Source organism: Pedobacter hiemivivus, from assembly GCF_004331685.1.
GTDB lineage: Bacteria > Bacteroidota > Bacteroidia > Sphingobacteriales > Sphingobacteriaceae > Pedobacter > Pedobacter hiemivivus.
Genome location: NZ_SJSM01000029.1, coordinates 16,071 through 40,775 on the forward strand (window position 1 = coordinate 16,071; position 24,705 = coordinate 40,775).

The 24,705-nt window shown below is 40.1% G+C and carries 16 protein-coding genes; 11 read left to right on the forward strand and 5 right to left on the reverse strand.

The annotated features are described in order from the left end of the window. Window positions 1-45: 45 nt before the first annotated feature. Together EZ444_RS24400 and EZ444_RS24405 are read right to left on the reverse strand one after the other, a co-directional pair. Window positions 46-1,710, reverse strand: a complete 1,665-nt coding sequence (locus EZ444_RS24400; RefSeq protein ID WP_131612294.1) for a RagB/SusD family nutrient uptake outer membrane protein — start codon at window positions 1,708-1,710, stop codon at window positions 46-48. 16 nt (window positions 1,711-1,726) lie between these two features. Then, window positions 1,727-4,894 carry a SusC/RagA family TonB-linked outer membrane protein gene (locus EZ444_RS24405; RefSeq protein WP_131612296.1) on the reverse strand — a complete coding sequence of 1,056 codons (3,168 nt, stop codon included), beginning with the start codon at window positions 4,892-4,894 and terminating at the stop codon, window positions 1,727-1,729. 359 nt (window positions 4,895-5,253) lie between these two features. On the opposite strand from EZ444_RS24405, the gene EZ444_RS24410 reads away from it, so the two are divergent. Continuing rightward, window positions 5,254-7,956 (forward strand): glycoside hydrolase domain-containing protein, encoded by a 2,703-nt coding sequence (locus EZ444_RS24410; protein WP_131612298.1) that lies wholly within the window; start codon window positions 5,254-5,256, stop codon window positions 7,954-7,956. A 19-nt stretch (window positions 7,957-7,975) separates the two neighbouring features. Beyond that, window positions 7,976-10,123 (forward strand): right-handed parallel beta-helix repeat-containing protein, encoded by a 2,148-nt coding sequence (locus EZ444_RS24415; protein ID WP_131612300.1) that lies wholly within the window; start codon window positions 7,976-7,978, stop codon window positions 10,121-10,123. On the opposite strand, the gene EZ444_RS24420 is transcribed toward EZ444_RS24415, so the two are convergent. Further along, window positions 10,120-11,196, reverse strand: coding sequence for a substrate-binding domain-containing protein (locus tag EZ444_RS24420; RefSeq protein ID WP_131612302.1), 1,077 nt, complete (start codon window positions 11,194-11,196; stop codon window positions 10,120-10,122). The two genes, EZ444_RS24415 and EZ444_RS24420, sit on opposite strands and share 4 nt — an antisense overlap. 354 nt (window positions 11,197-11,550) lie before the next feature. Here EZ444_RS24420 and EZ444_RS24425 point away from each other — a divergent pair, with 354 nt between their 5' ends. Genes EZ444_RS24425 through gluP form a run of 3 tightly spaced genes read left to right on the forward strand, consistent with a single transcriptional unit; the run spans window position 11,551 to window position 16,904 of the window. Next, window positions 11,551-14,691, forward strand: coding sequence for a DUF5107 domain-containing protein (locus EZ444_RS24425; protein ID WP_165503719.1), 3,141 nt, complete (start codon window positions 11,551-11,553; stop codon window positions 14,689-14,691). 28 nt (window positions 14,692-14,719) lie between these two features. After that, window positions 14,720-15,619, forward strand: a complete 900-nt coding sequence (locus EZ444_RS24430) for a phytanoyl-CoA dioxygenase family protein (RefSeq protein ID WP_131612306.1) — start codon at window positions 14,720-14,722, stop codon at window positions 15,617-15,619. A 10-nt stretch (window positions 15,620-15,629) separates the two neighbouring features. Continuing rightward, complete coding sequence (gluP, locus tag EZ444_RS24435; protein ID WP_131612308.1) at window positions 15,630-16,904, forward strand: glucose/galactose MFS transporter; 1,275 nt, start codon at window positions 15,630-15,632, stop codon at window positions 16,902-16,904. 13 nt (window positions 16,905-16,917) lie between these two features. Here gluP and EZ444_RS24440 read toward each other — a convergent pair whose 3' ends face one another. After that, a complete protein-coding gene (locus tag EZ444_RS24440; RefSeq protein ID WP_131612361.1) occupies window positions 16,918-18,108 on the reverse strand; it encodes a BaiN/RdsA family NAD(P)/FAD-dependent oxidoreductase in 1,191 nt (396 codons plus the stop codon). Window positions 18,109-18,166: 58 nt separating this feature from the next. On the opposite strand from EZ444_RS24440, the gene EZ444_RS24445 reads away from it, so the two are divergent. Together EZ444_RS24445 and purE are read left to right on the forward strand one after the other, a co-directional pair. Then, window positions 18,167-19,306, forward strand: a complete 1,140-nt coding sequence (locus EZ444_RS24445) for a 5-(carboxyamino)imidazole ribonucleotide synthase (protein WP_131612310.1) — start codon at window positions 18,167-18,169, stop codon at window positions 19,304-19,306. Beyond that, window positions 19,307-19,789 carry a 5-(carboxyamino)imidazole ribonucleotide mutase gene (purE, locus tag EZ444_RS24450; RefSeq protein ID WP_131612312.1) on the forward strand — a complete coding sequence of 161 codons (483 nt, stop codon included), beginning with the start codon at window positions 19,307-19,309 and terminating at the stop codon, window positions 19,787-19,789. 109 nt (window positions 19,790-19,898) lie between these two features. Here the strand turns inward: purE and EZ444_RS24455 are convergent, their stop codons facing one another. Further along, a complete protein-coding gene (locus EZ444_RS24455) occupies window positions 19,899-20,405 on the reverse strand; it encodes a YqgE/AlgH family protein (RefSeq protein ID WP_317130145.1) in 507 nt (168 codons plus the stop codon). A 106-nt stretch (window positions 20,406-20,511) separates the two neighbouring features. Here EZ444_RS24455 and pdxH point away from each other — a divergent pair, with 106 nt between their 5' ends. Genes pdxH through EZ444_RS24475 form a run of 4 tightly spaced genes read left to right on the forward strand, consistent with a single transcriptional unit; the run spans window position 20,512 to window position 24,704 of the window. After that, complete coding sequence (gene pdxH, locus EZ444_RS24460; RefSeq protein WP_131612316.1) at window positions 20,512-21,162, forward strand: pyridoxamine 5'-phosphate oxidase; 651 nt, start codon at window positions 20,512-20,514, stop codon at window positions 21,160-21,162. A 33-nt stretch (window positions 21,163-21,195) separates the two neighbouring features. After that, window positions 21,196-22,083: a 3-hydroxybutyryl-CoA dehydrogenase gene (locus tag EZ444_RS24465; protein WP_131612318.1), complete on the forward strand. Its 888-nt coding sequence runs from the start codon at window positions 21,196-21,198 to the stop codon at window positions 22,081-22,083. Window positions 22,084-22,123: 40 nt separating this feature from the next. Next, a complete protein-coding gene (gene ruvB, locus EZ444_RS24470) occupies window positions 22,124-23,146 on the forward strand; it encodes a Holliday junction branch migration DNA helicase RuvB (protein WP_131612320.1) in 1,023 nt (340 codons plus the stop codon). A gap of 49 nt (window positions 23,147-23,195) precedes the next feature. Then, window positions 23,196-24,704, forward strand: a complete 1,509-nt coding sequence (locus tag EZ444_RS24475) for a carbon-nitrogen hydrolase family protein (RefSeq protein WP_131612322.1) — start codon at window positions 23,196-23,198, stop codon at window positions 24,702-24,704. The last annotated feature ends 1 nt before the right edge of the window (window position 24,705 follow it).

Consider the following 24,705-nt stretch of genomic DNA (forward strand, 5'->3'; position numbering starts at 1 on the left):
AGGAATTCACCTGCACAGTTTGGATTTGTGCGTATTTAGAAAAAATTAATAACCTGGGTTGTTCAACATTTTAGCCCCCACGTTTAGGTCAATTGCGGCTTGCGGAAGTGGCATCAAGTTATTGTTTAGCGATACAGATGCTCCAGATGCGGGATTACCAAATCTTTTGGTCCTGTCATAAAGCAGACCGAGACGGGTTAGTGTTAGCATTCTGAATTCCTCTCCAAATAATTCCCGGGCACGTTCATCCAGAATATAGTCAATTGTGACATTAGCTGGATTGGTCAGTAATGTTGCTTTTGCACGGTCTCTTACCACATTTAAATCTGCCATTGCTAAATCAGTTCTTGATTTACCCAGATAAGCTTCAGCTCTTAAGAAATAAGTTTCCGGAAGACGCGCTACATAGAAATCTCTCACATAGCCATTATCAGGTAATCCACCAATATGTCTATCTGTTCCAAACTTTGCCCAGTTAGGATAAACATATAACATTGTATCTTCACGAGTAGTCAGGAAAGATTTTGGGATCAATTGTCCTGGGTTAAATGCAGGATTCACTGTCTTAATATTTGGACCAAAATAGAATTTGCGCTTGATATTGGTTTCATTCGTTCTCATGTCGGTTCCAGCGTTTTTCCAGATATCATAGATCGTATAATTCGTGGGCCTTACGAAAGCTACGCCACGTCCGGTAGAATCATGCGCCACATTTGTATAACCAGCCTTAATCAGTGCCCAAGGTTGGGACCACATCATCCGCTCTATTAAGGGCCTGGTAAAACCAGTAACACCACCCGGTATTACTCCACCTGTCGGAGTAACCTCAAATTGAGCCACCAACAGACCTTCCGTATTACCGGTCTGTCTATTCTGATTCCCCATAGCAAAAAGGTCATAGTAATAATCTTTATTTACATCATATACGGCCGAAGTATTTCTCGACCCAAAACGGGCTTTTACCAGCGCATAACTACCATCAGTGCCATCAATAACTCTTGTTGCCGCAGCAATTGCGCCATCATAATCTTTCAAAGAAATATTTACTTCAGCAAGAAAATGATCCGCCGCAGCACGTGTTACCCGTCCGATCACAGTAGTGGTTAAGGGTAAATTTAACCTTGCATATTCCAGATCAGCTTTAGCAAAGGCCCAGCATTCTTGCCGCGTTGCTCTTACAAAATCAACTTTAGGAGTAGTTACCGCCTCTGGTACAATAGGCACTCCCCCGTATGCATTAGCCAGATTACGGTAGGCAAAACCTCTGAAAAATCGACCTTCAGCAATTGTGGCAGCCTTCTCTGCTTCGCTTGCCCATACGACCTTAGGATTTGATGCAGCACCAATTAATGTATTGGCTACCTTTATATTGTCATACATCAGATTGAAGAAATCTGTGGCAAACTCTTCCTGTGCATTAACCAATCCCCAGTTATTAAACTTAACCGAATTATCTCGCGGATCAAACATGACATCAGTTCCGAGACCAAGGACAAATGCCTCATGGGTCTGATCTTTTGAAGAATATAAAAGTTGTAGATTTTTGTAGAATGTAGCACTTAAGCCGTCAAACTGAGCCTTGCTTGTAAAAGCCCCCGCAATAGTCAACTTGTCTTTCGGTTCTTCTCTTAAAAATTCATTATCCTTGCAGGAAGCGATCATTAACGAACCTGCTGCCAAGATGGCGAGTATATTTTTATATGATTTCATAATTTGTCTTATTTAATTAAAAGCCCACATTTAAACCAAATGAAACAGTACGCATTAATGGCAGTGAGGTATTGACAGTACTGCTAGATGAACCACCGTTACCTCCGATTTGAGCACCATTTGCCGGATCCAATCCGGTCCAACCAGTTAACGTAATCAGGTTGGTGCCACTTACAAAAGCTTTCAGGTCATTCACCTTCAATTTTTCTGTGATCGGTTTAGGAAAAGTGTAGCTTAATGACGCATTTTGTAATCTTGCAAAAGTTCTTGACTGATAAAAACCATATCCATAGGGATTTGAATAATTAGGCCTTGGATTTTTATTACTTTCTCTATCCGGCATCCAATATTCGTCATTTAACCAATTAGCCTGAGTAGGTAAGGTTTGCCCGGGATTTAATCCTCTTAAATTAGTAGAAGAGAAAAAGTTATTCTTTCCACCCCCAACTATAGAGTTGATGCTAAAATACAACTGAAAATTCTTGTACATGAACGTATTAGAGATGTTAAAATTAAAATTCTCTTTTCCGTAACCTATTATTGAACGGTCTTTAGGGTCAATCACACCATCATTATTTAAATCACGGATTTTCAGGTCACCAGGAGCAAAAATATTGACACCAGATTGGGTTTTATATTTATTCATATACTCCGTATCTGAACTTTGAACAATACCGTCTACAGTATAATCATAATTAGCCCCTAAAGATTTTCCAATGAATAAACTTAGGCCAACATTATCATCTTCTATACCATTGCCGTCAACATCAGTTCCATAAAGATGAACAAGTTTATTTCTATTCATCCAGAAGCTTAAACCAGATTGCCATTTGAATCCACCTTCAGATTTAATATTTACGGTATTTACGGTGATCTCTATCCCTTTATTTTGTACCTCGCCCATATTGGCATTTACTTTACTGAAGCCGGTAAAGACTGGAAGCCCCCGAACCAGCAGTTGATCCGTTGTTTTACTTTTATACACATCAATATTTCCTGATACCCTGTTATCGAATAAGCTAAAATCCAACCCAAAGTTCAACGCTGCTGTTTTTTCCCAGGTGAGTATTTCATTAGCTAAGGTAGATGGGGTCATGTATGCTGTACTTGTGCTTCCGAATACAGTAAAGCCTGGATCAACAAGTGCCTGAGTAGCTAAGGGAGCAATTCCTTGATTCCCCGTATTCCCATAGGAAATCCTAGCCTTCAGATAATTAACAAATTTTAGCGACTTCATAAATCCCTCTTCACTTAAAGCCCATGCCACAGATCCTCCGGGAAACCATCCAAATTTATGTCCCTCTGCAAAAGCTGAAAAGCCGTCCCTGCGTACATTTAACGTAGCATAGTATTTTTGTGCATAATTATAATTTAACCTGCCTATATACCCTACATTGGCATATCCCCCATTTCTTGTATATCCGGTTTTAGTAGTCGCAAATTCCAGCCCGTTATAACTTAATGCGGTAGTCCCGGCATTTGTAAAATCAAGACCATTTAAACGAACAGTCTCACTCTGGTAACTCTCCCGCGTATACCCCAGTAATGCGTCAATGTTATGCTGACCAAAAGAGCGTGTGTAAGACAATAAATTGTTAATTAGCCAACTGGAAGACACTTCATTATCTTTAAATCCGCTTGTTTTGTTTAAAAACTGTGTAGGGTTTGCAATTTGTGCAGGGACTAAAGTATTCACTTCCGCACCTTCATGGTGGAAATTGGCAAGATCCGATGTAGATTTCCTTCCTGTTACGTCGAAACGGTAATTCAATCCTTTAATAAAAGGAACCTTTATATTTAGAAAACCTGTTCCCTGGATGCTATAAGATCTTTCCAGATTATCGTCATACACGCCCCTGGTAAGTTCAGTATTATTGCCCCACAATGGATTAAACAATGAAGTATTACCTGCCGGATACCTTTGTAACAAATCTCCTTCTCTTCCTTCAACATACTTGTAACTGTAAGGCGACATATATGTGGCCATATATAGACCTGGCGAATAACCCGAATAATCCAGAGATGAATAATATCCATTCACACCATATGAAAGCCAATCAGTAATGTTATTTTCCAGTTTAACAGTGAAATTAGGCTTTTTGAAAGAATCATTATACATTACACCCTTCTGATTCAGATATCCTCCGGAAAAATAATAATTCAGGTTATTTGTTTTGCCCGAAACACTTAACTGGTAATTCCCAATAGGCGCATATTGGCTAACCTCGTCCATCCAATCCAGTTCATGACCTTCATTATATGCTTTAAGCTCTAAAGGACTAAGCACCTTAGTGATATCTGATATATCAGTACCACGAATAGACAAATTATCCTTTCTCCATTGTAAAAAATCCTCACCTTTACGCATTTCGGGCACTCGAGTCCAGTTTTGAATGCCATAATAAGTACTAAAATTAATTGTTGGCTTATCCGTCCTTCCACGTTTAGTCGTAATGAGCACAACCCCATTTGCTGATCTTGAACCATAAATAGCCGCTGAACTTGCATCTTTTAAGATATCGTAAGTGGCGATATCATTCATATTGATGTCATTCAGGTTTCCGTTAAAAATAACTCCATCAAGAACAATTAATGGCGAAATATTTGCATTGATAGAGTTCTGCCCCCTAACCACAATGTTTGGTGTTGCACCAGCACTGGTTGAGGGACCAATATTAATACCAGCCGTCCCCTGCATAGCTTCTAAGGGATTTATAAAAGGAACAGCAGATTTTGGACTGTCCTCTAATCTGATTGTAGTGATTGCACCGGTTACATCCTTCCGTTTCTGAGTACCATAACCAATTACAACCACATCATTTAGCTGATTAAGTGAAGAAGCAAGCGTAATGTTGATTTTTGTTCGGTTGTTTATCTTTATCTCCTGACTCACATAACCGATAAAACTAAAGGTAAGTGTGGCATTACTTTCTGTCTTTAGTGTATAATTTCCGTTTGCATCAGTCACCGCTCCCCCGCCTGCCGAACTTTTAATCGTTGCGCCAATAATGGCCTCACCATTTGAATCCACAACCTTTCCGGTGATGTTAATTGGTGCCAGCATTCCTTTCGCGGTAACAGCATCACCGGTGCAAACCAGTAAGACTATAAAAACAGAAGCAAGCAACGTTTTTGCAACCCTTAGACTTAAAAGGTTACATTTTTTGAGTTTGAGTTTGATCATACTTCAAGGTTTTAGATTGATTAATCTTTCTATTTGGTTATTGTTGTATTTCCACAGGACCACTCGTCTGGTCTTGGTTCGTGGAAAAAATTGGCACTCAGATCGAAAGTGTGCGAACACATAGTCACCCCCTCATGCTTACACAAACATAATAAATTATTAATGTGTGCGAACACAATTTTGAAAATATTTTTTATTAACGGTTTTTTGTTGTTATGTTTGGTTATTGCGTTTCTATTTTCAGCAACAACCGGAAGGAAGAAAAAAAAGAATATACAATCTACCTCTAAACCCTCTGAAAAGCATAAACCATAACAACCAGATATAAACCAACGATTTGTTTTAATAAATCAACTTGTATGAAAAAATCACTATTCCTTTCTCTGATGCTAATTGCCCCCATTGTGTACGGACAAAACAAGGACAAACTTCTTCATGCTATAGATGTAGATGCCATACGGGAAACAAAACTCACTGGATATATAGGATTAGGACCAACCATAATGTCGAAACCCGCAAAAACGGAACAAACAAATAGCTTATTAAGAAAATTTCCCGCGAAAGCATATTTTACTTTTCCTGAAAGCCGGGAAAATCCAATCAGGTTACTGGACAGCCTTCCTGAAAAATGGACAAACTATTCTGCAACAGAACTTGTGTCATTTAAGGGCAGTGCTCAGCCAGGAGAATATTACGTCTTTCAAATCGGACTGTACGCTCCTACTCAGCCCTTAAAAAATATAAAAGTCCGCTTTTCTCCACTAAGTAATAGCAAGGGTCAATCGATACAAGATGTCACTTGTTTCAATAGCGGTGGAATCTCTTTCAAAGGTGAACCTTTTTCAAAAGCACTACAGGCGCAAGCAAAAACAGTATTACCATTATGGTTTGGGATTCAAGTACCTGAAGATTTCAAGGGAACATATAAAGGCGTAGTTGAGATTTCAGCAGCAGGAAAGCCTAATACAACAGTACATATATCAATTGATGTAAATGGAGACATCATTGCAAATCATGGATATAATGACGAAACAAAGCTATCTCGGTTAGCCTGGCTAAATACAAAAGTTGCCCTCGACAATGGCATAACCAATGGTTTTAAACAGGTTGACAGAGCACAAAAAACAATTTCTATACTGGGTAGAACCATAAAACTGACTGATCAGGGCTTACCAATGGACATTCAGACTTATTTTGATAAAAATAATGAACTGATCCTTCCTAAGGGTGAACCAATCATTGCCGCAGCCATCCAGTTTATTGTAACACAAAATGGCAAAGACCTGCTCCTTAAAGCAAGTCCATTAAAGTTTGAAGATCACTTCCCCGCATCTACACGGTGGGAAACCACATTAACGAATGGCGACATCAGCATTTTAGTGAAGGGCCGTGCAGATTACGATGGTTTTATCGGTTATAGCGCTACAGTCAGCGCATCACGAGATATTCCAGTTGATGACATCAGACTACAGATACCTATGCGTCCAGAAAAGGCAACCTATATGATGGGACTTGACAAAGACGGTGGTTTTAGTCCGAAAGAATGGAAATGGAAATGGGATGTAATTGAAAAACACCAGGATGAGGTATGGATGGGCGCAGTAAACGGAGGTCTTAAAGTAAAATTAAAGGGCAAAAACTATCAGAGACAACTGGTTAACTTGTACTATCCATTTGGACCACTACATGAACCCGAATCCTGGGGAAACAACCACAAGGGCGGTGTAGATATCTATCATCAGGATAAAACAGTAATGATCAAGGCTTATTCTGGTCAGCGTGTTTTAAAAAAGGGTGAAACCTATCAATTTGATGCTGAATTCCTGGTAACTCCGTTTAAGCTGATCAATAAAGACATCCAGTTTAACGACCGCTATTATCATTCTGATATTGACACCACCAGCAACACCATCAAATTAGCAGTAGAACATGGTGCCAACATCATCAATGTACACCATAAAAAAGATATTTATCCATTTCTGGATTATCCTTTTGCGAATGACAATGTGCCAGACCTAAAAGCTTTTATAGACAGCACACATACAAAAGGAATAAAAACAAAGATCTACTACACCACTCGTGAGATCAGTGTAAATGCACCCGAATTGTGGGCCATGCGCGCATTGGGCGATGAAATCATTTATCCCGGACCTGGTATGGCAACCAGAACCCTGGTAAACCCAAATGGCGTACACCCCTGGCTAGGACAAAATCTAAAAAAAGATTTCATACCAGGCTGGGTAGCCACATTTACCTCCGGAAAATACAAAGGAAGGCAGGATTTGGCCGTACTAACAAGACCGGATTCCCGATTAAACAACTTCTTCCTTGGTGGGCTCGAATGGATGTGTAAAGAACTAAACATTGACGGGATCTACATGGATGATCTGGCATTGGATCGTGAAACAATGCAAAGAACCCGTAAAATTCTGGAAAGAGATAGGCCCGGTGCTAAAATTGACATGCACACCTGGAACCATTTCAACAAGTACGCTAAATGGGCATCCTCCCTAAATCTGTATATGGATATGCTACCTTATATTGACCATTTATGGGTTGGTGAAGCAAGGGATTACGACCGCTCATCAGACTATTGGCTCATAGAAGTTAGCGGCGTGCCTTTCGGCCTTTCTTCACAAATGTTAAATAAAGGCGGAAATCCATGGCGAGGAATGGTATTTGGCATTACCAATAGATTAGGCTGGTTCAAAGCAAAAACACCAGAACACATCTGGAAATTCTGGGATGACTACCACATAGAAAGAAAGCAAATGATTGGCTTCTGGAACAATGAAATCCCTGTTAAAACCAACAACAACAAGACTGAAGCGACCATTTTTAAGGGTAAAGACGAGGTGATTATTGCCTTAGCAAACTGGACAGCAGAACCACAAAAATGTAAGCTAAACATAGACTGGAATGCGCTTGGTTTCTCAGAAAATGAAGTAACAGCTGAAATACCTGAAATTATTGAATTCCAGTCGGCCAAAAAAATTGACATTAAAAACGAGATCAGTCTGGAAGGAGAAAAAGGATTCCTTATTGTCCTGAAGAGAAAATAGCAATTAAACACGTTTATTGATGAGAAAGACACTTACAGGCTTACTGCTTTTAAACATGGCTATCACCATATCGGGATTTGCCCAGCAGCAGATTGAAATATATGTATCCCCGAATGGCAAACCTAATGCTAGAGGAAAAATTAAGAGCCCGGTAGCTACGCTTGAAAAAGCAATAGCATTGGCCGATAAACAAAGTAAGAAAAAGAAAATACCTGTAGCGATCATTTTGCGAGCTGGTGTGTACCCACTTTCTTCAACCTTGGAAATCGTAAAAGGCAAAACATGGAACTCAGGAATGCCACTTACCATAAAATCTTATGATAATGAAAAGGCAATTGTTCATGGCGGCAGGGTTGTTCCCATGAACTTAATCAACCCTGTATCTGATGAGGGATTCCTAAACCGTTTCTTACCTGAAGTAAAAGATAAAATCAGACAAGTATCCCTAACAGCTGCGGGCATACACAATATCGGAAAACTAAGAATGATTGGCTTTACAAGAGGCTATGCGCCTGCCCCATTAGAGATATTCGCCAACGATCAACCAGGCACAATAGCGAGATGGCCAAATAAAGGAAGTATACCTATTCACACGGTATTGGACACTGGATCTATCTCAAGATGGGGAGATTCCACCAACCGGGGCGGTGTATTTACCTACAAAGACATTAATCGACCATCTAAATGGAAACAGCCTGATCAGGCATGGATCTCAGGTTTTTTCCGATGGGGATATGCGGAAGATGCCCTTCCTTTGAAGAGTATTGACACCGTAAACAAAACAATTTCCTCGCTTAAACCCCATCCCTATGGCTTTGCCACCGGCAAGCCATGGAGATCCTGGTACGCCTATAACCTACCAGAAGAAATTGACCTTCCGGGAGAATATTATGTAGATGCAGCTACTAAAACCCTTTACTTTTTACCACCTGCAAACCTGGAAAAACTCGAAATATCAGAACTGGAAACACCCATGTTTGCTATTGAGGATGTGCAGAATGTGAACATCAAGAACCTTAGCTTCACTTGTAGCAGGGGAATTGGCATCACCATGGAACGAACTGAAAACGTAGTCATTGACGGGTGCAAGTTTACCAACCTTGGCCTTGTCGCTGTTTTTATGGGCAAAGGGGTCGAATTGGAATCAGATAGCCTAAGCGTATACGCCGTAAAACCAGCATCCAGACAAATAGGTAGTCTTTTCCAATATGTTTATGAAAATACCGTATTCAACCGCGAAGCCGGAAAAAACAATGGAATCATCAATTCCGAAGCCTACAATATGGGCTCCGGTTGCTTCTTGATCAGCGGGGGCGACCGGCTGACACTAGAACCAGGGAATAACTACATAAAAAACTGCAGTGCACACGACTATAACCGACTTGAACGGACCTACAGACCTGGAATATGGGTCACTGGTGTCGGCAATTCTGTTTCTAACTGTGAAATTTATAACGCGCCATCTTTTGGTTTGACCTTACACGGTAACAATCACCTCGTAGAATACAATAACCTTCATCATATCGTCATGGATTCTGATGATATGGGCGCATTATATTACGGCCGAAACCCGTCGGAAAGAGGACATATTGTACGCTATAACTATTTTCACCATATCGGCGGTGTGCATAAAACGATGGCCATTTACCATGATGATGGCGCTTGTGGCATGGAAGTATACGGCAATGTGTTTTATAAAGCAGGTACAGTTGCAGGTTTCATCGGCGGCGGTAGAGACAATTCCTACCATAATAACATTTTCATTGAAACGCCCTATGTTGCACATATTGACGACCGCCTGAAACATTGGGCTAAAGCAATGCTAATAAAAGATGGCACATTCCAAAAAAGATTAGAAGCCGTAAACTACAAAAAACCACCCTACGCTATCCAATACCCACAATTACCGAATTACTTTGAAGACGATCCAGAACTACCAAAACGAAATCCATTCTCAAAAAACCTATTTGTTAAAATGGGGAAACGAGTAGAAGGAAAAGCAAGCCTACTCCCTTTTATGGACAACAACTACGAAACTACTGAAGATCCTGGCTTTGAAGATTACACTAAAGAAAACTTTAAACTGAGAAAAGATGCCGCGGTATGGCAAAAAATCCCGGGCTTCATAGACATTCCATTTGAAAAGATAGGCTACAAGAATCTTTAAAACCTATTGTATAACATAGAATCTTCAATATAATAGTTCAGGTTTTCTTTAGTCACAATATCCAATGGAAGGAATTTTATGGCAGAAATCTCCTTTTTAAACACCAGGTGGCTTACCAGCTGATTGATACCCCAATACCCCTGACCTAAAGGATTTTGGTTAATTAAAAAGCTAATCGCTCCTTTATTCAGGTAATGCAGATTCTGAGGAATAAGGTCATACCCAACTATTCTGATGTGATTTATGAATTTCTGTTCAAAATATTTGGCTATTTCAAAGGCTTTGGAAGTCGTTACAAAACAGAATTGTAGTTGTGGATTACTTTCAAATATGGAATCCAGTTGTTCTACAAACATCGCATAGTTCCTGAGATTTAGCTCCGCTTTGATGATCTCATATTGATGATCAAGATTATTCTGAATAAAGTAATTCCTTAATCCTTGCTCTTTCTTGGTAAGGTGCGCTGAATTACTGATCTCTTCATCAATATGAGCGATTAATATGGATGAGCCCTGTGGTTGTCCGTAATGAATCAATTTGCCGGCTACTTGTCCGCTCTGATAAGAATCCTGACCGATGTAACTAAGCGGATCAAACTCGGCAATCTGCGTATTGAACAACACAAAAGGTATTTCCTGTTTTTTCCATGCTTCAAAAAATGGAAGTACTTCACGGTAAAACATTGGCGCCAATAAGATCCCATCCGGATTTAACTTACTCGCCTCTTCTGCCTTCTTGACAAATGAAGTAGCATCATAAGGATTGAACATACACAGCGTTACTTTTACCCCATATTGTCTTGCTTCCTTAGCCGCCTTTTGGATACCTGCCTTTGGATCGAGCCAATAGGCATCATACCGCGGATCACCAATTAGTGCAACAAAATGATATTCCTTTTTAGTTCCAAGCGCACGAGCCATCAAGTTAGGCTCATAATTCATCTCCTCTATAATCTTGAGAATCCGTTCTTTTACTTTTTCTGAAACATTCCCCCGATCGTGCAATACCCGATCAACAGTACCTGCAGATACCTTTGCTTTGGCGGCTATATCCTTAATACGGATGTTCTTCATTTCCTTGTTGTATTTTATAATATAGTTGAGCACATTAATTATTTCTGATTTTACTCAGCCGAATTCCAGAATTAGGCTGTAGCCAGAGTTCCAAAAAAAATTTAACAAATGTATCTAATTAGTTCGTAACATAATTAAAAATAAAAAGCATTTTTTTTAAATCGACACGCTCCGATATTAAAATGTATACGCATTACAATTAAAACTAATTATATCGCTTATTTAGATATAAAACACATTGTGTCCGCACACATTTTTTATTATAAACCTTGTTTCTTAATTATTTCTTAGTTAAGTTTGATCATACCAAATATGCTGAGTTTACATGCAGCCCTGCTCTACCAAGACAAGCAAATGAAAGACATCAAAACTATTGAAAAAGCCAACATCAGGAAGGAGCTGATCACACTTAAAACCTATCCTTACTCAGACCCGAGCCCGATTCCTGAGTTTGGCCGGTTATACCCATATAACAGGTTTGATGGCTATACCACAAAGGGTGCAGATCAGGCTTGGGAAATGATTGTATTGGAAAACGCCTACATAAAGTTGTGGGTAAATCCATCTGTTGGTGGTAAAATATGGGGTGCTATAGAAAAGTCCACAGGAAAAGAATTCATTTACTTCAATCATACTGCAAAATTCAGAGATGTCGCCATGAGGGGGCCCTGGACTTCGGGTGGGATGGAGATTAATATGGGAATTATTGGGCATACCCCCTCCTGCTCGGCTCCAGTCGACTATAAAATGGTTGAAAATGAAGATGGCAGTGTGAGCTGTTTTATTGGCGCTACAGACTGGCCATCAAGGACTGAATGGCGTGTTGAAATTAAATTAGAAAAGGATGCGGCATATTTTAGCACAAAAAGTTGGTGGCATAACAACAGCTGTCTGCCTCAATCCTATTACCAATGGAATAATGTTGGCATTAAAGCCTCAGGAAACCTGGAATACATATACCCGGGCCAACAACGCCTTGGGCACGACGGCAGTCCTTTAAGCTGGCCGGAAGATGAAGAACAAAGGAAAATATCCTTTTATGAGCAAAATAACCACGGTGAATATAAATCCTATCATGTTATTGGCGCTTATACGGATTTCTGGGGTTGCTACTGGCACGACGACCAGTTTGGAATGGGACATTTTGCGCCTTACGATGAAAAACCAGGAAAAAAGATATGGATATGGGGACTCTCAAGATATGGGATGATATGGGAAGATCTGCTTACCGATCAAGATGGACAATACACTGAAGTACAAAGCGGTAGATTATTTAATCAAAGTGTTGCTGCCAGTTCTAAAACGCCATTTAAACACCGTTCGTTTTTACCCGCTACAACCGACAGTTGGGAAGAGCACTGGTTTCCTGTAAAAAACCTAGGCGGACTCAGCTATGGAACCCCACAGTTATCCTTTTATTTATCACTCAAGGACGAGCATCAACAGATTCAGCTCTGCGCAAATAAACCACTGAACCATCAATTTAGAATTTTGCACCTGCAGCAAGAGATATTGAACCAGACCATTACACTGGCGACAATGGAATCCTGTGACTTTAGTCTGCCTTATGCTGTACCAGAGGCAGAACTAACCGTTTTACTAAATGATGAAATAATTTACAATGGCCCAGAACTGCACACTCCACTAAAAAGGCCTTCAAAAATTGATGAAGATTATAACTACGATTCAGTTCAAGCATCCTGTATTCAGGCAAAAGAATGGGAAAGGCAGCGCTTTTTTGACCGTTCTATAGCCCAATACAAACTTTGTCTGGAAAAAGACCCCTTTTTTACGGATGCATTGAATGGCCTCGCTGGACTTTATTTTAAACAGATGAGATTCGCAGAGGCCCTTGTACTACTCAGGAAGTCGCTATCTGTAGACACATACGATCCAGAAGCAAATTATTTATATGGTCTGATAAACGATAGGTTACAAAAAACGGCCGACGCAAAAGACGGCTTTTCAATAGCCAGCCAGTCCGTAGCATATAGGAATTCCGCACTTATTGAACTGGCTAAGTTACTGATGCGTGAAGGCCAGATTGAAAAGGCCTACACTTATGTAAAAAAAGCGCGACAGTCAGATTCAGCGAATCTCCAATCCATATATTTAAGCATCATCATTAATAATTTGAAAGGTCATAAAGATAAAGCGATGCAATTTATTCAGCAGTTACTTCTTATAGATCCAATCAATTATCTGGCAAGATTTGAATTGCAAAAGGTTCAGAAATCTACTACTGAACCGCTCACCAGCAGCGAACTTCCTTACGAAACGTATATAGAGCTGGCTGCTTTTTATGCCAATTTAAACTTGCATCCCGATGCAGTTCTTATCCTCAATACCGCTCCGGAGTACCCAATGGTATACCTTTGGAAAGCCCATTTATATACGATCCTGGATTTAGACAAACTAGCTAATCTGGCACTTGACCATGCTGCAGCCCTAAACGCCGACTTTGTTTTCCCCCATAGGGAAGAGGACATTGTTGTTTTGCGCGAGGCAGTTATCCGTCATACTTCCTGGAAATTTAAATACTTCCTGGCTTTGGCTTACATCCAGAATCTACAAAAAACTGAAGCCTTAAGCTTATTAGACAGTTGCAATTCAATCCCGGATTTCTATCCGTTTTATATAGTGAGGGCTAATTTAAGGGAAGAACTGGGGGCAAAAGGTACTTTAAGCGACCTTAAAAAAGCTTATCAGCTGACACCTGAAGAATGGAGAACCATCTTAAACCTTTCTAAATATTACGCAAACCATAGCGACTGGGCGTCCGCATTGTCTATCACCCAAAAAGGATACAAACTTTATCCTGAAAATTACTATTTAGGCTTAAAGCTGGCAAGGTGTTTTATGCACACCAAAAAATTTGAACAAGGCATCTCGCTAATGAGCAATATGACGGTATTGCCTAATGAAGGTGCTTCGGCAGGTCGCAATAGCTGGCGGGACACCCAATTGCGCTGTGCATTTAATGCAATAACAACAAAAGACCTGGAAAAAGCAATCTTTCATATCCGAATGGCCAGAACCTGGCCAGAAAACATGGGGATTGGAAAACCTCATCATGTTGACGAACGACTTGAAGATTACATGGAACTCATTTGTCTTCCAGCTGAGGACAAAACGACACGCCAGAGATTAATTCAGCGGATAGTGGATTACAGAACACATAATACCCCCATTCCCTACAGTTCACCAGATTTAATCAGCATTATATTAATGCAGGGAACAGGAAATATAGATACCATCTGCAAAATGTTAGACGAATGGCATGGACAAGATCCTGATGCTTTGCCGCTAAAATGGAGTCTGGCTTTTTTATCTGGCAATCAGCAGGAAACAGACCTACTTTCCGAACAAAAAATGATTATTAAGGAAGTACTACCCTATGAGATTCCTTTCGAGGATAGGTCTTTCTACTTTATAAAAAAGCTACACAAAAGCGGATTACTCAATAAACACACCCATTTGCAAGCAATGAATTAACAGATTATTGGATTATAAAACCAGCAACATGAACACCGATCAACTTAAAGACCTATCATCCTACCATCATCCTGTTTCAGACTTTTTTAAATGGCCTAAAAACAAAACTGAATGGGAACAATACTTACTTAGTGATGAACAGATCAGCTTTTTTAAAGAGAATGGTTACCTGAGCGGTATTAAATTTTTAGAGGACTGGCAGGTAGATCAGCTCAATCATGACCTTATCCGCATCTCTGATCCCAATCTTCCGGATCACACCTTATTTCATCAGTTTTTCTCTAATGCTTCCACAGATCCTAATTCTGTATTATTCCATGCATTAGGCGCCTGGCGCATCACTCCTGCTTTTCATGACGTTTTATGGAACCCGACGTTTGTAATGGCCGCCAGCCAACTATTAGGCAATAATGCCGTGAGGTTCTGGCATGATCAGCTTTTTTGCAAACCAGCCAAACATGGTGGCGTTGTTGCCTGGCATCAGGATTATTCTTATTGGACACGTACCATTCCTTTGCAACACCTTACCTGCTGGGTAGCCCTAGATGACGCCACTACAGAAAATGGTTGCATGCACTATGTACCTAAAAGTCACCATTGGGGTTTACTGGAAAAACCAGAGCTTGCCGGAGAAATGGACGGCTTAATGGAATTTTTAACGGAGGAGCAAAAGGCTGCATTTAAGCCTATTCCCATTGAACTCGGAAAAGGTTACGGCACATTTCATCATCCCTTACTGATCCATGGCTCTTATGAAAATAAATCAGACAGATCAAGAAGTGCATTTGTGCTCAATATGTTCGCTGATGGCACCATTTCAGATACAGATAAAGAACTAATGCCCGGAACTCCGCCTGTACCTAAAGGAGAAAAAATAAGCGGTCAGTATTTCCCTATATTGATAGATCCTAAAAAGGAATTACTTTAAATCAGATATTATGCCGATTGAAACTACAACCGCTATACAGCTTAATAATAAGCGTAGCCTTTCAATTCAAATAGGAACAATTGGTGCCTTCTTTTTTATTTTTGGGTTTATTACCTGGGTAAATGGGACGCTGATCCCCTATCTTAGAATAGCCTGCGAACTGGAAGAGTGGCAAGCCTATCTTGTTACTTTTGCTTTTTACATTTCTTATACGGTAATGGCCATTCCCTCAAGTAAACTACTAGAGCGTACAGGGATGGTGAAAGGAATGCGCATAGGATTGGCGATCATGGCAGCAGGTTGTGCACTATTTATTCCGGCTGCATTGATGCGTTATTACCCTATATTTTTACTTGCTTTATTTATAGTAGGCACGGGAACTACGCTGCTACAAACCGCAGTAAATCCTTACATCACCTTATTGGGCCCTACAGAAAAAGCCGCGCAGCGGATCAGCATTATGGGAATCTGCAATAAATTTGCTGGTGTAATGGCTCCACTGATTTTAGGCGCAATCATCCTACGAAATTCAGATGGGCTAATCGAGGAACTTCAAAATATGGACAGCATTACCCGAAGCTTCCGTTTAGATGAGCTGGCACATGCAGTAATTATGCCTTATAGTATCCTTACCATCATCTTACTCCTTATTTCCTATGTAATCAAGTTTGCACATCTACCCGAAATAACAGCCTCATTGCCCGTTTCTGGAGAAGAAGATCTCTTACCGAAGCAATCTGCAAAAATGAGATTAAACTTTACCCTGGGCTTCATTGCAACATTTTCTACAGTTGGACTAGAAGTCATCGCCGGAGACACCATCGGAAATTATGGTATATACCATGGTCTGCCATTAAGCATCGCTAAAAACCTCACTTCCTATACCTTAGCCAGCACCATGATTGGCTACATACTTGGCGTATATGCCATACCGAGATACATTTCCCAGGAAAAAGCATTTACGTATTCCGCTTGGTTGGGAATAATTATCTCTATACTGGCTATATTTGCTCCCGGAACAGCATCCATTGTTTTCATTGCCTTACTTGGCCTAGCTAACGCATTATTGTGGCCTGCGATATGGCCACAGGCGCTAAAAGGCTTAAAAGGTAAAATGCTAAACAGGGGCTCAGCTATATTAATTATGGGAGTTGCAGGCGGGGCCATTATGCCCTTAGCTTATGGTGGTCTGGCACAATACGTCAACAACCAGTACGCTTATATTATTTTAATACCATGTTATCTATTTAACTTGTATTACAGCTTGCGCGGTCAGCGACAATAATATTGGGCTTCCCCTATAAATTTTGTGCAATTACAAAGCCACTTGCCCAAGCCCATTGAAAGTTATAGCCACCTAGCCATCCGGTCACATCAACACATTCACCACCAAAATATAATCCGGGAACCTTTTTACATTCCAGCGTTTTAGATGATAGCTCATCGGTTGCTATTCCGCCCCGCATTACTTCGGCTTTATCGTAACCTTTATCACCTGCAGGCTTCACCTTAAACCGGTGTATAGTCTCTTCAATCAATTCCAGTTCAGACTTAGTTAAGCTAGCAACCTGTTTTTCAACGGGTAAATACTTGCCCATAGCATCAGTAAACTTCTTTGCGTAAAATCGGTTAAACAAAGTAGACAATAGTGTTTTTCCACTCTGTTGGCGTTCTGCATCAATTAACGCTGTAATATCTTGATGAGGCAACAAGTCTATATTAAACACCTCTCCTCTTTTCCAGTACGATGAGATTTGCAAAATTGCAGGTCCGCTTAAACCCCAATGGGTAAAGAGAATATTTTCTTCAAAGGCAATACGATCATTGCTCACCTCACAAAAAACACTATTTCCAGAAAGCTGCGCATACCATTCTTCGTCTTTTCCAGTTATAGTTAGCGGTACTAAAGCTGGTACTGTCTCCACAATTTTCAACCCATGTTTCCTTGCAAAACGCAAGGCAAAATCAGTGGCTCCCATTTTTGGAATAGGCAAGCCGCCAGTGGCAATAACCAGTTTAGGAGCCGTTATTGTACGTGATTTACCTCCCTTTTCATATTTTATGGTAAAGCCATCAGTTAGGATTTCTATATCACTTACATCGGCATTGCAAATCAGCTGCTGTCCAAAATCTTCGCAAATTGAAGTAAAAACGGACACCACATCTTTGGCATTCTTTCCATCTGGAAACAACTGCCCAAGGGTTTTCTCTTTCCCATCGATGCCGTAAGTTTCGAAAAAGCTAATGGTATCAGCTACCGTCCACTGCGTAAATGCCGATTTAACAAAATGCTTATTTTCCGAAATAAACTGTTCATCGGTTGCGTACGTATTGGTATAATTACATCGTCCCCCACCAGAAATCAGGATCTTAGCTCCCGGCTGATCATTTTTTTCTAATAAAATCACCCGCTTCCCCAAGTATCCCGCCTGTACTGCACACATCAACCCACAAGCTCCGGCTCCAATAATTATAGCATCTGCCTCCATCAATCCGTTTATAATTGTTATTTTTGTGCAAAATAAGCATAACTTTTTCATAGTAGATATGGCAAAACAAATAAGTGATTTAAAATTAGGGATATTAGGCGGCGGACAATTAGGCAGAATGCTGATACAAGAAGCCATCAATTATAACCTAACTACCTTGGTTTTAGATCCAGATACCGACGCTCCCTGTAAACATCTTGCAAATTACTTCGAATGTGGCTCAATTACCGATTTTGATACCGTTTACAACTTCGGAAAAAAGGCTGACATCATTACCATCGAAATAGAAAAGGTTAACATAGAAGCTCTTGAGCAATTGGAGAAAGAAGGAAAACAAGTTTTCCCACAATCAAGGGTAATCCGTTTGATTCAAGATAAAGGGGTACAAAAACAATTTTTCAAGGAAAACAATATTCCTACAGCGCCTTTTAAATTGGTAAACACCAGAGAAGACATTTTTAACTGTGGCTTTGCTTTTCCTTACATCCTTAAACAACGTAAGGATGGCTATGATGGCAAAGGAGTTATGAAAATCAGTGATGTAGCTGATATCGACCATGCTTTTGATGCTCCTTGCTTAATTGAAGAACTGATAGACTTTGAAAAGGAAGTAGCAGTTATTGTGACACGTAATTCTAAAGGTGAGATGAAGACATTTCCTATGGTGGAAATGGAGTTCAACGCCGAGGCCAATTTGGTAGAATTCCTGATCTCTCCATCTACTTACCCAGCTTCGTTACAACAAAGAGCTGAAAAGATTGCGATGGACATTGCTGCTTCACTAAACATTACAGGCATACTAGCCGTAGAAATGTTCGTAACCAAAAATGGCGAATTACTGGTAAATGAATTGGCACCAAGGCCACACAATAGCGGTCACCACAGCATAGAAGGCAATTACGTTTCGCAGTTTGCACAACATCTACGTGCCATTTTTAACTTACCATTGGGCGATACCCGTGCGATTAACAATGCGGTAATGATCAATTTGCTGGGTGAAAAGAACCACGATGGAGTAGCAAAATATCAAGGATTAGAAAAAATCATGGCTATAGATGGTGTTTACATACACCTTTATGGTAAAAAATATACCAAACCGTTCCGCAAAATGGGCCACGTTACTGTGGTCGATCAAAACAGGGATGGTGCAATAGAAAAAGCCAATTACATTAAAAACACACTAAAAGTTATTTCATAAATGAGCGTACAAGTAGGCATTATCATGGGCAGCAAATCAGATCTTCACATTATGCAAGATGCTGCTGATATTTTTAAAGAGTTTGGGGTTGAATTTGAAATGACTGTAGTATCAGCACATCGTACACCTGAAAGGATGTTTGATTACGCTAAAAATGCGGCTTCAAGAGGTCTGAAAGTAATTATTGCTGGTGCTGGCGGTGCAGCCCATTTGCCAGGCATGGTTGCTTCTATTACGGTATTACCAGTAATCGGAGTTCCTGTTAAATCTTCAAATTCTATTGACGGATGGGATTCTATCCTTTCTATTTTACAAATGCCTAATGGTATTCCTGTAGCAACCGTTGCGCTAAATGCAGCAAAAAATGCAGGTTTATTGGCTGTTCAAATCCTTTCTACTGCTGATATATCTTTAGCTGATAAAATGCAGACTTACAAAGATGATTTGAGAAAGAAAGTTGAAGAGAGCGCAGCTGACATGTAATAAACAGATCGTCGGTCGTCATCCTGAATTTATTTCAGGATCTCGCAGGAGAGGGTCGGCTTTGCAGGTGAGAGATCCTGAAATAAATTCAGGATGACGGAGTGCATACTTAATTCAAATTTGGGTCCTGAGGAAAGTTGCTTACATGCGCATATTTCGGTCCCAGATTAATAATAACTTCCCGCCAAAGGTTTTCTTCATTATTGGAGAAAACCACATCGGGATGAAATTGATCCGATACAATCCAGGTATTGGTTTTCATCTCCATATTCAATTGTGATTGGCCCCAGCCTGAATAGCCTATGAAAAATTTAATATCATCTTCATCGATTTGATGATTTTGTATCAACACTTTTAGGGTCTCGAAATTACCACCCCAATATATCCCTTTTACCACTTCTTGTCCATCTGAAATCAGATCCGGGCATCTATGTAAAAAATGTATGGTATCCGTCTCAACAGGTCCACCAAGATATACTGGAAAATTTGCTTCCGGCAGTCCAGGAATCACATCTTTAAGCGATAAAGTACTAGAATGGTTAAGAATAAAACCAACAGTCCCCTCCTCTTGATGCTCTGTAATAAGAATTACAGACCGCTTAAAATTAGGGTCCATTAAAAATGGTTCGGATATTAGTAATCTGCCTAACGTTGGCTCTAACCTGCTTATCATTTCGGAAATTTAGGGATAAATTTGAATAAACTAAAACCTATTTTTGTGCATGGAGCATAACAAGAAAAAATTACATGATTTAAGGCAGGAATATCGCAGTGCACAGCTCACAGAAAAAGATGTGGAAAGCGACCCTATCCTGCAATTCGGAAAATGGTTTTCAGCAGCCGTAGATGCACAGTTATATGAACCCAATGTAATGACGCTAGCAACAGCCGACCGCTATGGTAAACCCGATGCGCGTATCGTATTGCTAAAGGAATTTGATGCAAATGGTTTTGTCTTTTATACAAATTATGAGAGTAAAAAAGGTCAGGATCTCGTTGAAAACCCACAAGCAGCTTTGGTATTTTTTTGGCCAGAACTGGAACGTCAGGTGCGTATTGAAGGTGTAGTGAGTAAAGTTGATGCCGAAACATCTGCAGATTATTTCCATTCGCGCCCTGTAGGCAGTCAAATTGGCGCCATGGCTTCTCCACAAAGTAAAGTGTTGGATAGCCGTGAATCTCTTGAAGAAAAAGTTGCAGACTTGACAAAAGCATACGAGAACAAAGAAATTCCACGTCCGCTACATTGGGGTGGATATCTGGTAGAGCCTATGCATATTGAATTTTGGCAAGGAAGACCAAGCAGACTACATGACAGAATTGTTTACGACTTAGTGGATGGTTCGTGGATTATAAATAGATTAGCGCCGTAAAACATTTTAACTAACATCATAAAAAGAAACGAAATGAAGAACATCGCAGTAATCGGCTCTGGCACGATGGGCAATGGAATAGCGCATACTTTTGCTCAATTTGGCTTCCAGGTAAATCTTATCGATATTAATGCTGAAGCCTTAGAAAGAGCTATTACAACCATTAGCAAAAATCTTGATCGTCAAGTTACTAAAGGAACCATAACTGAAGCGGATAAATCAGCCACATTAAATAACATCTTAAGCTTTACAGATCTGCAAACTGGTGTTGCCAATGTAGATCTTGTTGTAGAGGCGGCAACTGAGAACCTTGATCTTAAACTCAAGATCTTTAAAGAACTCGATGCCTTTGCTAAACCCAATGCTATTCTGGCCAGCAATACTTCTTCTATTTCTATTACTAAAATCGCTTCGGTAACTGGTCGTGGTGATAAAGTAATTGGGATGCACTTTATGAATCCAGTACCGGTAATGAAATTGGTTGAGGTGATCCGTGGCTATGCGACCAGCAATGAAACAACCGAAATAGTGATGGAGCTTTCCAAAAAACTAGGTAAAGCACCAGTTGAGGTAAATGACTATCCTGGCTTTGTAGCCAACAGAATATTAATACCAATGATTAACGAAGCTATCTATACTTTATATGAAAATGTAGCTGGTGTAGAAGAGATCGATACCGTGATGAAATTAGGGATGGCGCATCCAATGGGCCCATTGCAATTGGCTGATTTTATTGGCTTAGATGTTTGTCTGGCTATTCTTCGCGTATTACAAGATGGTTTTGGGAATCCTAAATATGCTCCATGTCCTTTATTGGTTAATATGGTAACAGCAGGCAATAAAGGAGTTAAATCTGGCGAAGGCTTTTACAACTATGCCAATGGGGTTAAAGAAGCCACTGTAGCGGCCAAATTTAGCTAGACATTACAATATTTCTAATTTTTAAGCGTATTTTTGAGCAATGAACGAGAATCTTGATCCTTCCGCTGAAAGCTTATCACCCATAGAACGCGATATTGAAAAAGTATTGCGGCCACAGGCTTTTGATGATTTTACGGGACAGGAAAAAGTGATGGAAAACCTAAAAATCTTTGTACAAGCTGCAAAGCTACGTGGTGAACCTTTAGATCACGTTTTACTCCATGGCCCTCCGGGCTTAGGTAAAACAACCCTTTCCTACATCATTGCCAATGAAATGAGTGTGGGCATAAAGGTTACTTCCGGACCGGTATTGGATAAGCCAGGTGATTTGGCAGGTCTATTAACTGGCCTTGATGAAGGAGACATCCTGTTTATTGATGAGATACACCGTTTAAGTCCTTTGGTTGAAGAGTATCTATACTCTGCGATGGAAGACTTTAAAATAGATATTATGCTGGAGAGTGGGCCTAATGCCCGCTCTGTACAGATCAGCTTGAATCCTTTTACGCTTGTTGGCGCAACTACCCGTTCGGGCTTGTTAACCGCACCTTTAAGAGCGAGGTTTGGAATCAATTCCAGACTGGCTTATTATGATGCAAAATTACTGACCACCATCGTTTTAAGGTCTTCAGAGATTTTAAAAACACCGATTACAGATGAGGGTGCTTACGAAATTGCACGCCGGAGTCGCGGTACTCCTCGTATCGCGAATGCTTTATTAAGACGTACACGTGATTTTGCACAAATTAAAGGCACTGGTGAGATCAATACTGACATTGCCCGCTATGCCCTAAAAGCCTTAAATGTGGATGAGCACGGTTTAGATGAAATGGACAACAAGATTCTGACCACCATCATCGATAAGTTTAAAGGTGGTCCTGTAGGTTTAAAAACCATTGCAACTGCTGTTGGCGAAGATGAAGGTACCATTGAAGAAGTTTATGAGCCATTCTTGATCCAGGAAGGTTTTCTAATGCGTACATCGAGAGGTCGCGAAGTTACGGAGGCTGCTTACAAGCACTTGCAACGAAATTATCCCGGACAAACCGGAAGATTGTTTTAATAACAGAATTTAGGCATCATTTCTGTTCATATTAGCTAAATTTGCTGATATGAACATTGAAACCAGAAAACTTACTTTAGAAGATTATGATGACTTAAAAGAATCCATGCAGCAAGCGTACGATACGCTAGGTGGGCAGATATGGAGTAAAGTTACCATTGCAAAGCTTTTAAAACTATTCCCGGAAGGACAGTTGTGTATAGCTGTTGATGATAAAGTAGTTGCATGTTCCTTATCCATTATTGTCGATTACGATGAGTATGGCGATAAACACACCTACCAATTGATTACTGGTGATTATACTTTTTCTACCCATGATCCAAATGGTGATACTTTATACGGAATTGAAATCTTTGTTTCCCCTGAATTCCGGGGACTTCGGTTGGGGCGCCGGCTTTATGAAGTAAGAAAAGAACTCTGCGAAAGTCTTAATTTAAAAAGTATTATTGCCGGCGGACGTATACCGGGTTATCATCAACATGCGGAAAAGCTAAGTCCAAGACAATACATTGACAAAGTAAAAGCAAAGGAGCTCTATGATCCAACGCTAACCTTTCAACTGTCCAATGATTTCCACGTCAGGAAAGTTCTTAAAAACTATCTTCCAGGTGACCATGAATCTAAAGAATTTGCAACGCTGATTGAATGGAACAATATCTATTATCAGGGTATAGATGCCTCAGCACGCTCAGCAAAAACTATTAGAATAGGTTTAGTGCAGTGGCAAATGCGTTTATTTCCTGACATTGATGCCTTTTACGAACAGGTTGAATTTTTTGTAGACGCAGTAAGTGGTTACAAATCTGATTTTATCATGTTCCCGGAATTCTTTAACACCCCTTTATTGCAGCCATATAATCATTTACCGGAAATGGAGGCCATGCGCAAACTTGCCGAGCAAACTAAAGAAATTGTACAACGTATACAACAGTATGCCCTTTCTTACAATGTAAACATCATATCCGGCAGCATGCCTATAATTGAAAACAACAAATTATACAATGCAACCTACCTTTGCCATAGAAGTGGAAAAACTGATGAATATAGAAAAATTCATATTACTCCAAATGAGCAAAAATACTATGGAATGGTGGGTGGGGATAAAATCAAGGTATTTGATACCGACTGTGGTAAAATAGGTATATTGATCTGTTATGATGTAGAATTTCCAGAGTTGAGCAGAATATTGGCAGATCAGGGTATGCAAATCTTATTTGTTCCTTTTCTAACAGATACACAAAATGGATACACCAGAGTTAGACATTGTGCGCAGGCTAGGGCAATAGAAAATGAATGTTATGTAGCTATTGCCGGTTGTGTAGGTAATTTACCCAAAGTAAATAATATGGATATCCAGTTTGCGCAGTCAGCTGTATTCACACCTTCCGATTTTGCCTTCCCTACAAATGCCGTGAAAGCTGAAACTACTCCGAATACAGAAATGATGCTGGTCGTTGATGTAGATCTTCATCTCTTAGACGAGCTCCATCACTTTGGAACGGTTAAAATATTAAAAGACAGACGGACCGACCTGTATGAAGTCAGGTTATTAAAGTAAT

Coding starts and splice junctions, on each gene's coding strand:
- EZ444_RS24400 (WP_131612294.1), bottom strand. CDS start 1,710: ATGAAATCATATAAAAATATACTCGCCATCTTGGCAGCAGGTTCGTTA.
- EZ444_RS24405 (WP_131612296.1), bottom strand. CDS start 4,894: ATGATCAAACTCAAACTCAAAAAATGTAACCTTTTAAGTCTAAGGGTT.
- EZ444_RS24410 (WP_131612298.1), top strand. CDS start 5,254: ATGAAAAAATCACTATTCCTTTCTCTGATGCTAATTGCCCCCATTGTG.
- EZ444_RS24415 (WP_131612300.1), top strand. CDS start 7,976: ATGAGAAAGACACTTACAGGCTTACTGCTTTTAAACATGGCTATCACC.
- EZ444_RS24420 (WP_131612302.1), bottom strand. CDS start 11,196: ATGAAGAACATCCGTATTAAGGATATAGCCGCCAAAGCAAAGGTATCT.
- EZ444_RS24425 (WP_165503719.1), top strand. CDS start 11,551: ATGAAAGACATCAAAACTATTGAAAAAGCCAACATCAGGAAGGAGCTG.
- EZ444_RS24430 (WP_131612306.1), top strand. CDS start 14,720: ATGAACACCGATCAACTTAAAGACCTATCATCCTACCATCATCCTGTT.
- gluP (WP_131612308.1), top strand. CDS start 15,630: ATGCCGATTGAAACTACAACCGCTATACAGCTTAATAATAAGCGTAGC.
- EZ444_RS24440 (WP_131612361.1), bottom strand. CDS start 18,108: ATGGAGGCAGATGCTATAATTATTGGAGCCGGAGCTTGTGGGTTGATG.
- EZ444_RS24445 (WP_131612310.1), top strand. CDS start 18,167: ATGGCAAAACAAATAAGTGATTTAAAATTAGGGATATTAGGCGGCGGA.
- purE (WP_131612312.1), top strand. CDS start 19,307: ATGAGCGTACAAGTAGGCATTATCATGGGCAGCAAATCAGATCTTCAC.
- EZ444_RS24455 (WP_317130145.1), bottom strand. CDS start 20,405: ATGGACCCTAATTTTAAGCGGTCTGTAATTCTTATTACAGAGCATCAA.
- pdxH (WP_131612316.1), top strand. CDS start 20,512: ATGGAGCATAACAAGAAAAAATTACATGATTTAAGGCAGGAATATCGC.
- EZ444_RS24465 (WP_131612318.1), top strand. CDS start 21,196: ATGAAGAACATCGCAGTAATCGGCTCTGGCACGATGGGCAATGGAATA.
- ruvB (WP_131612320.1), top strand. CDS start 22,124: ATGAACGAGAATCTTGATCCTTCCGCTGAAAGCTTATCACCCATAGAA.
- EZ444_RS24475 (WP_131612322.1), top strand. CDS start 23,196: ATGAACATTGAAACCAGAAAACTTACTTTAGAAGATTATGATGACTTA.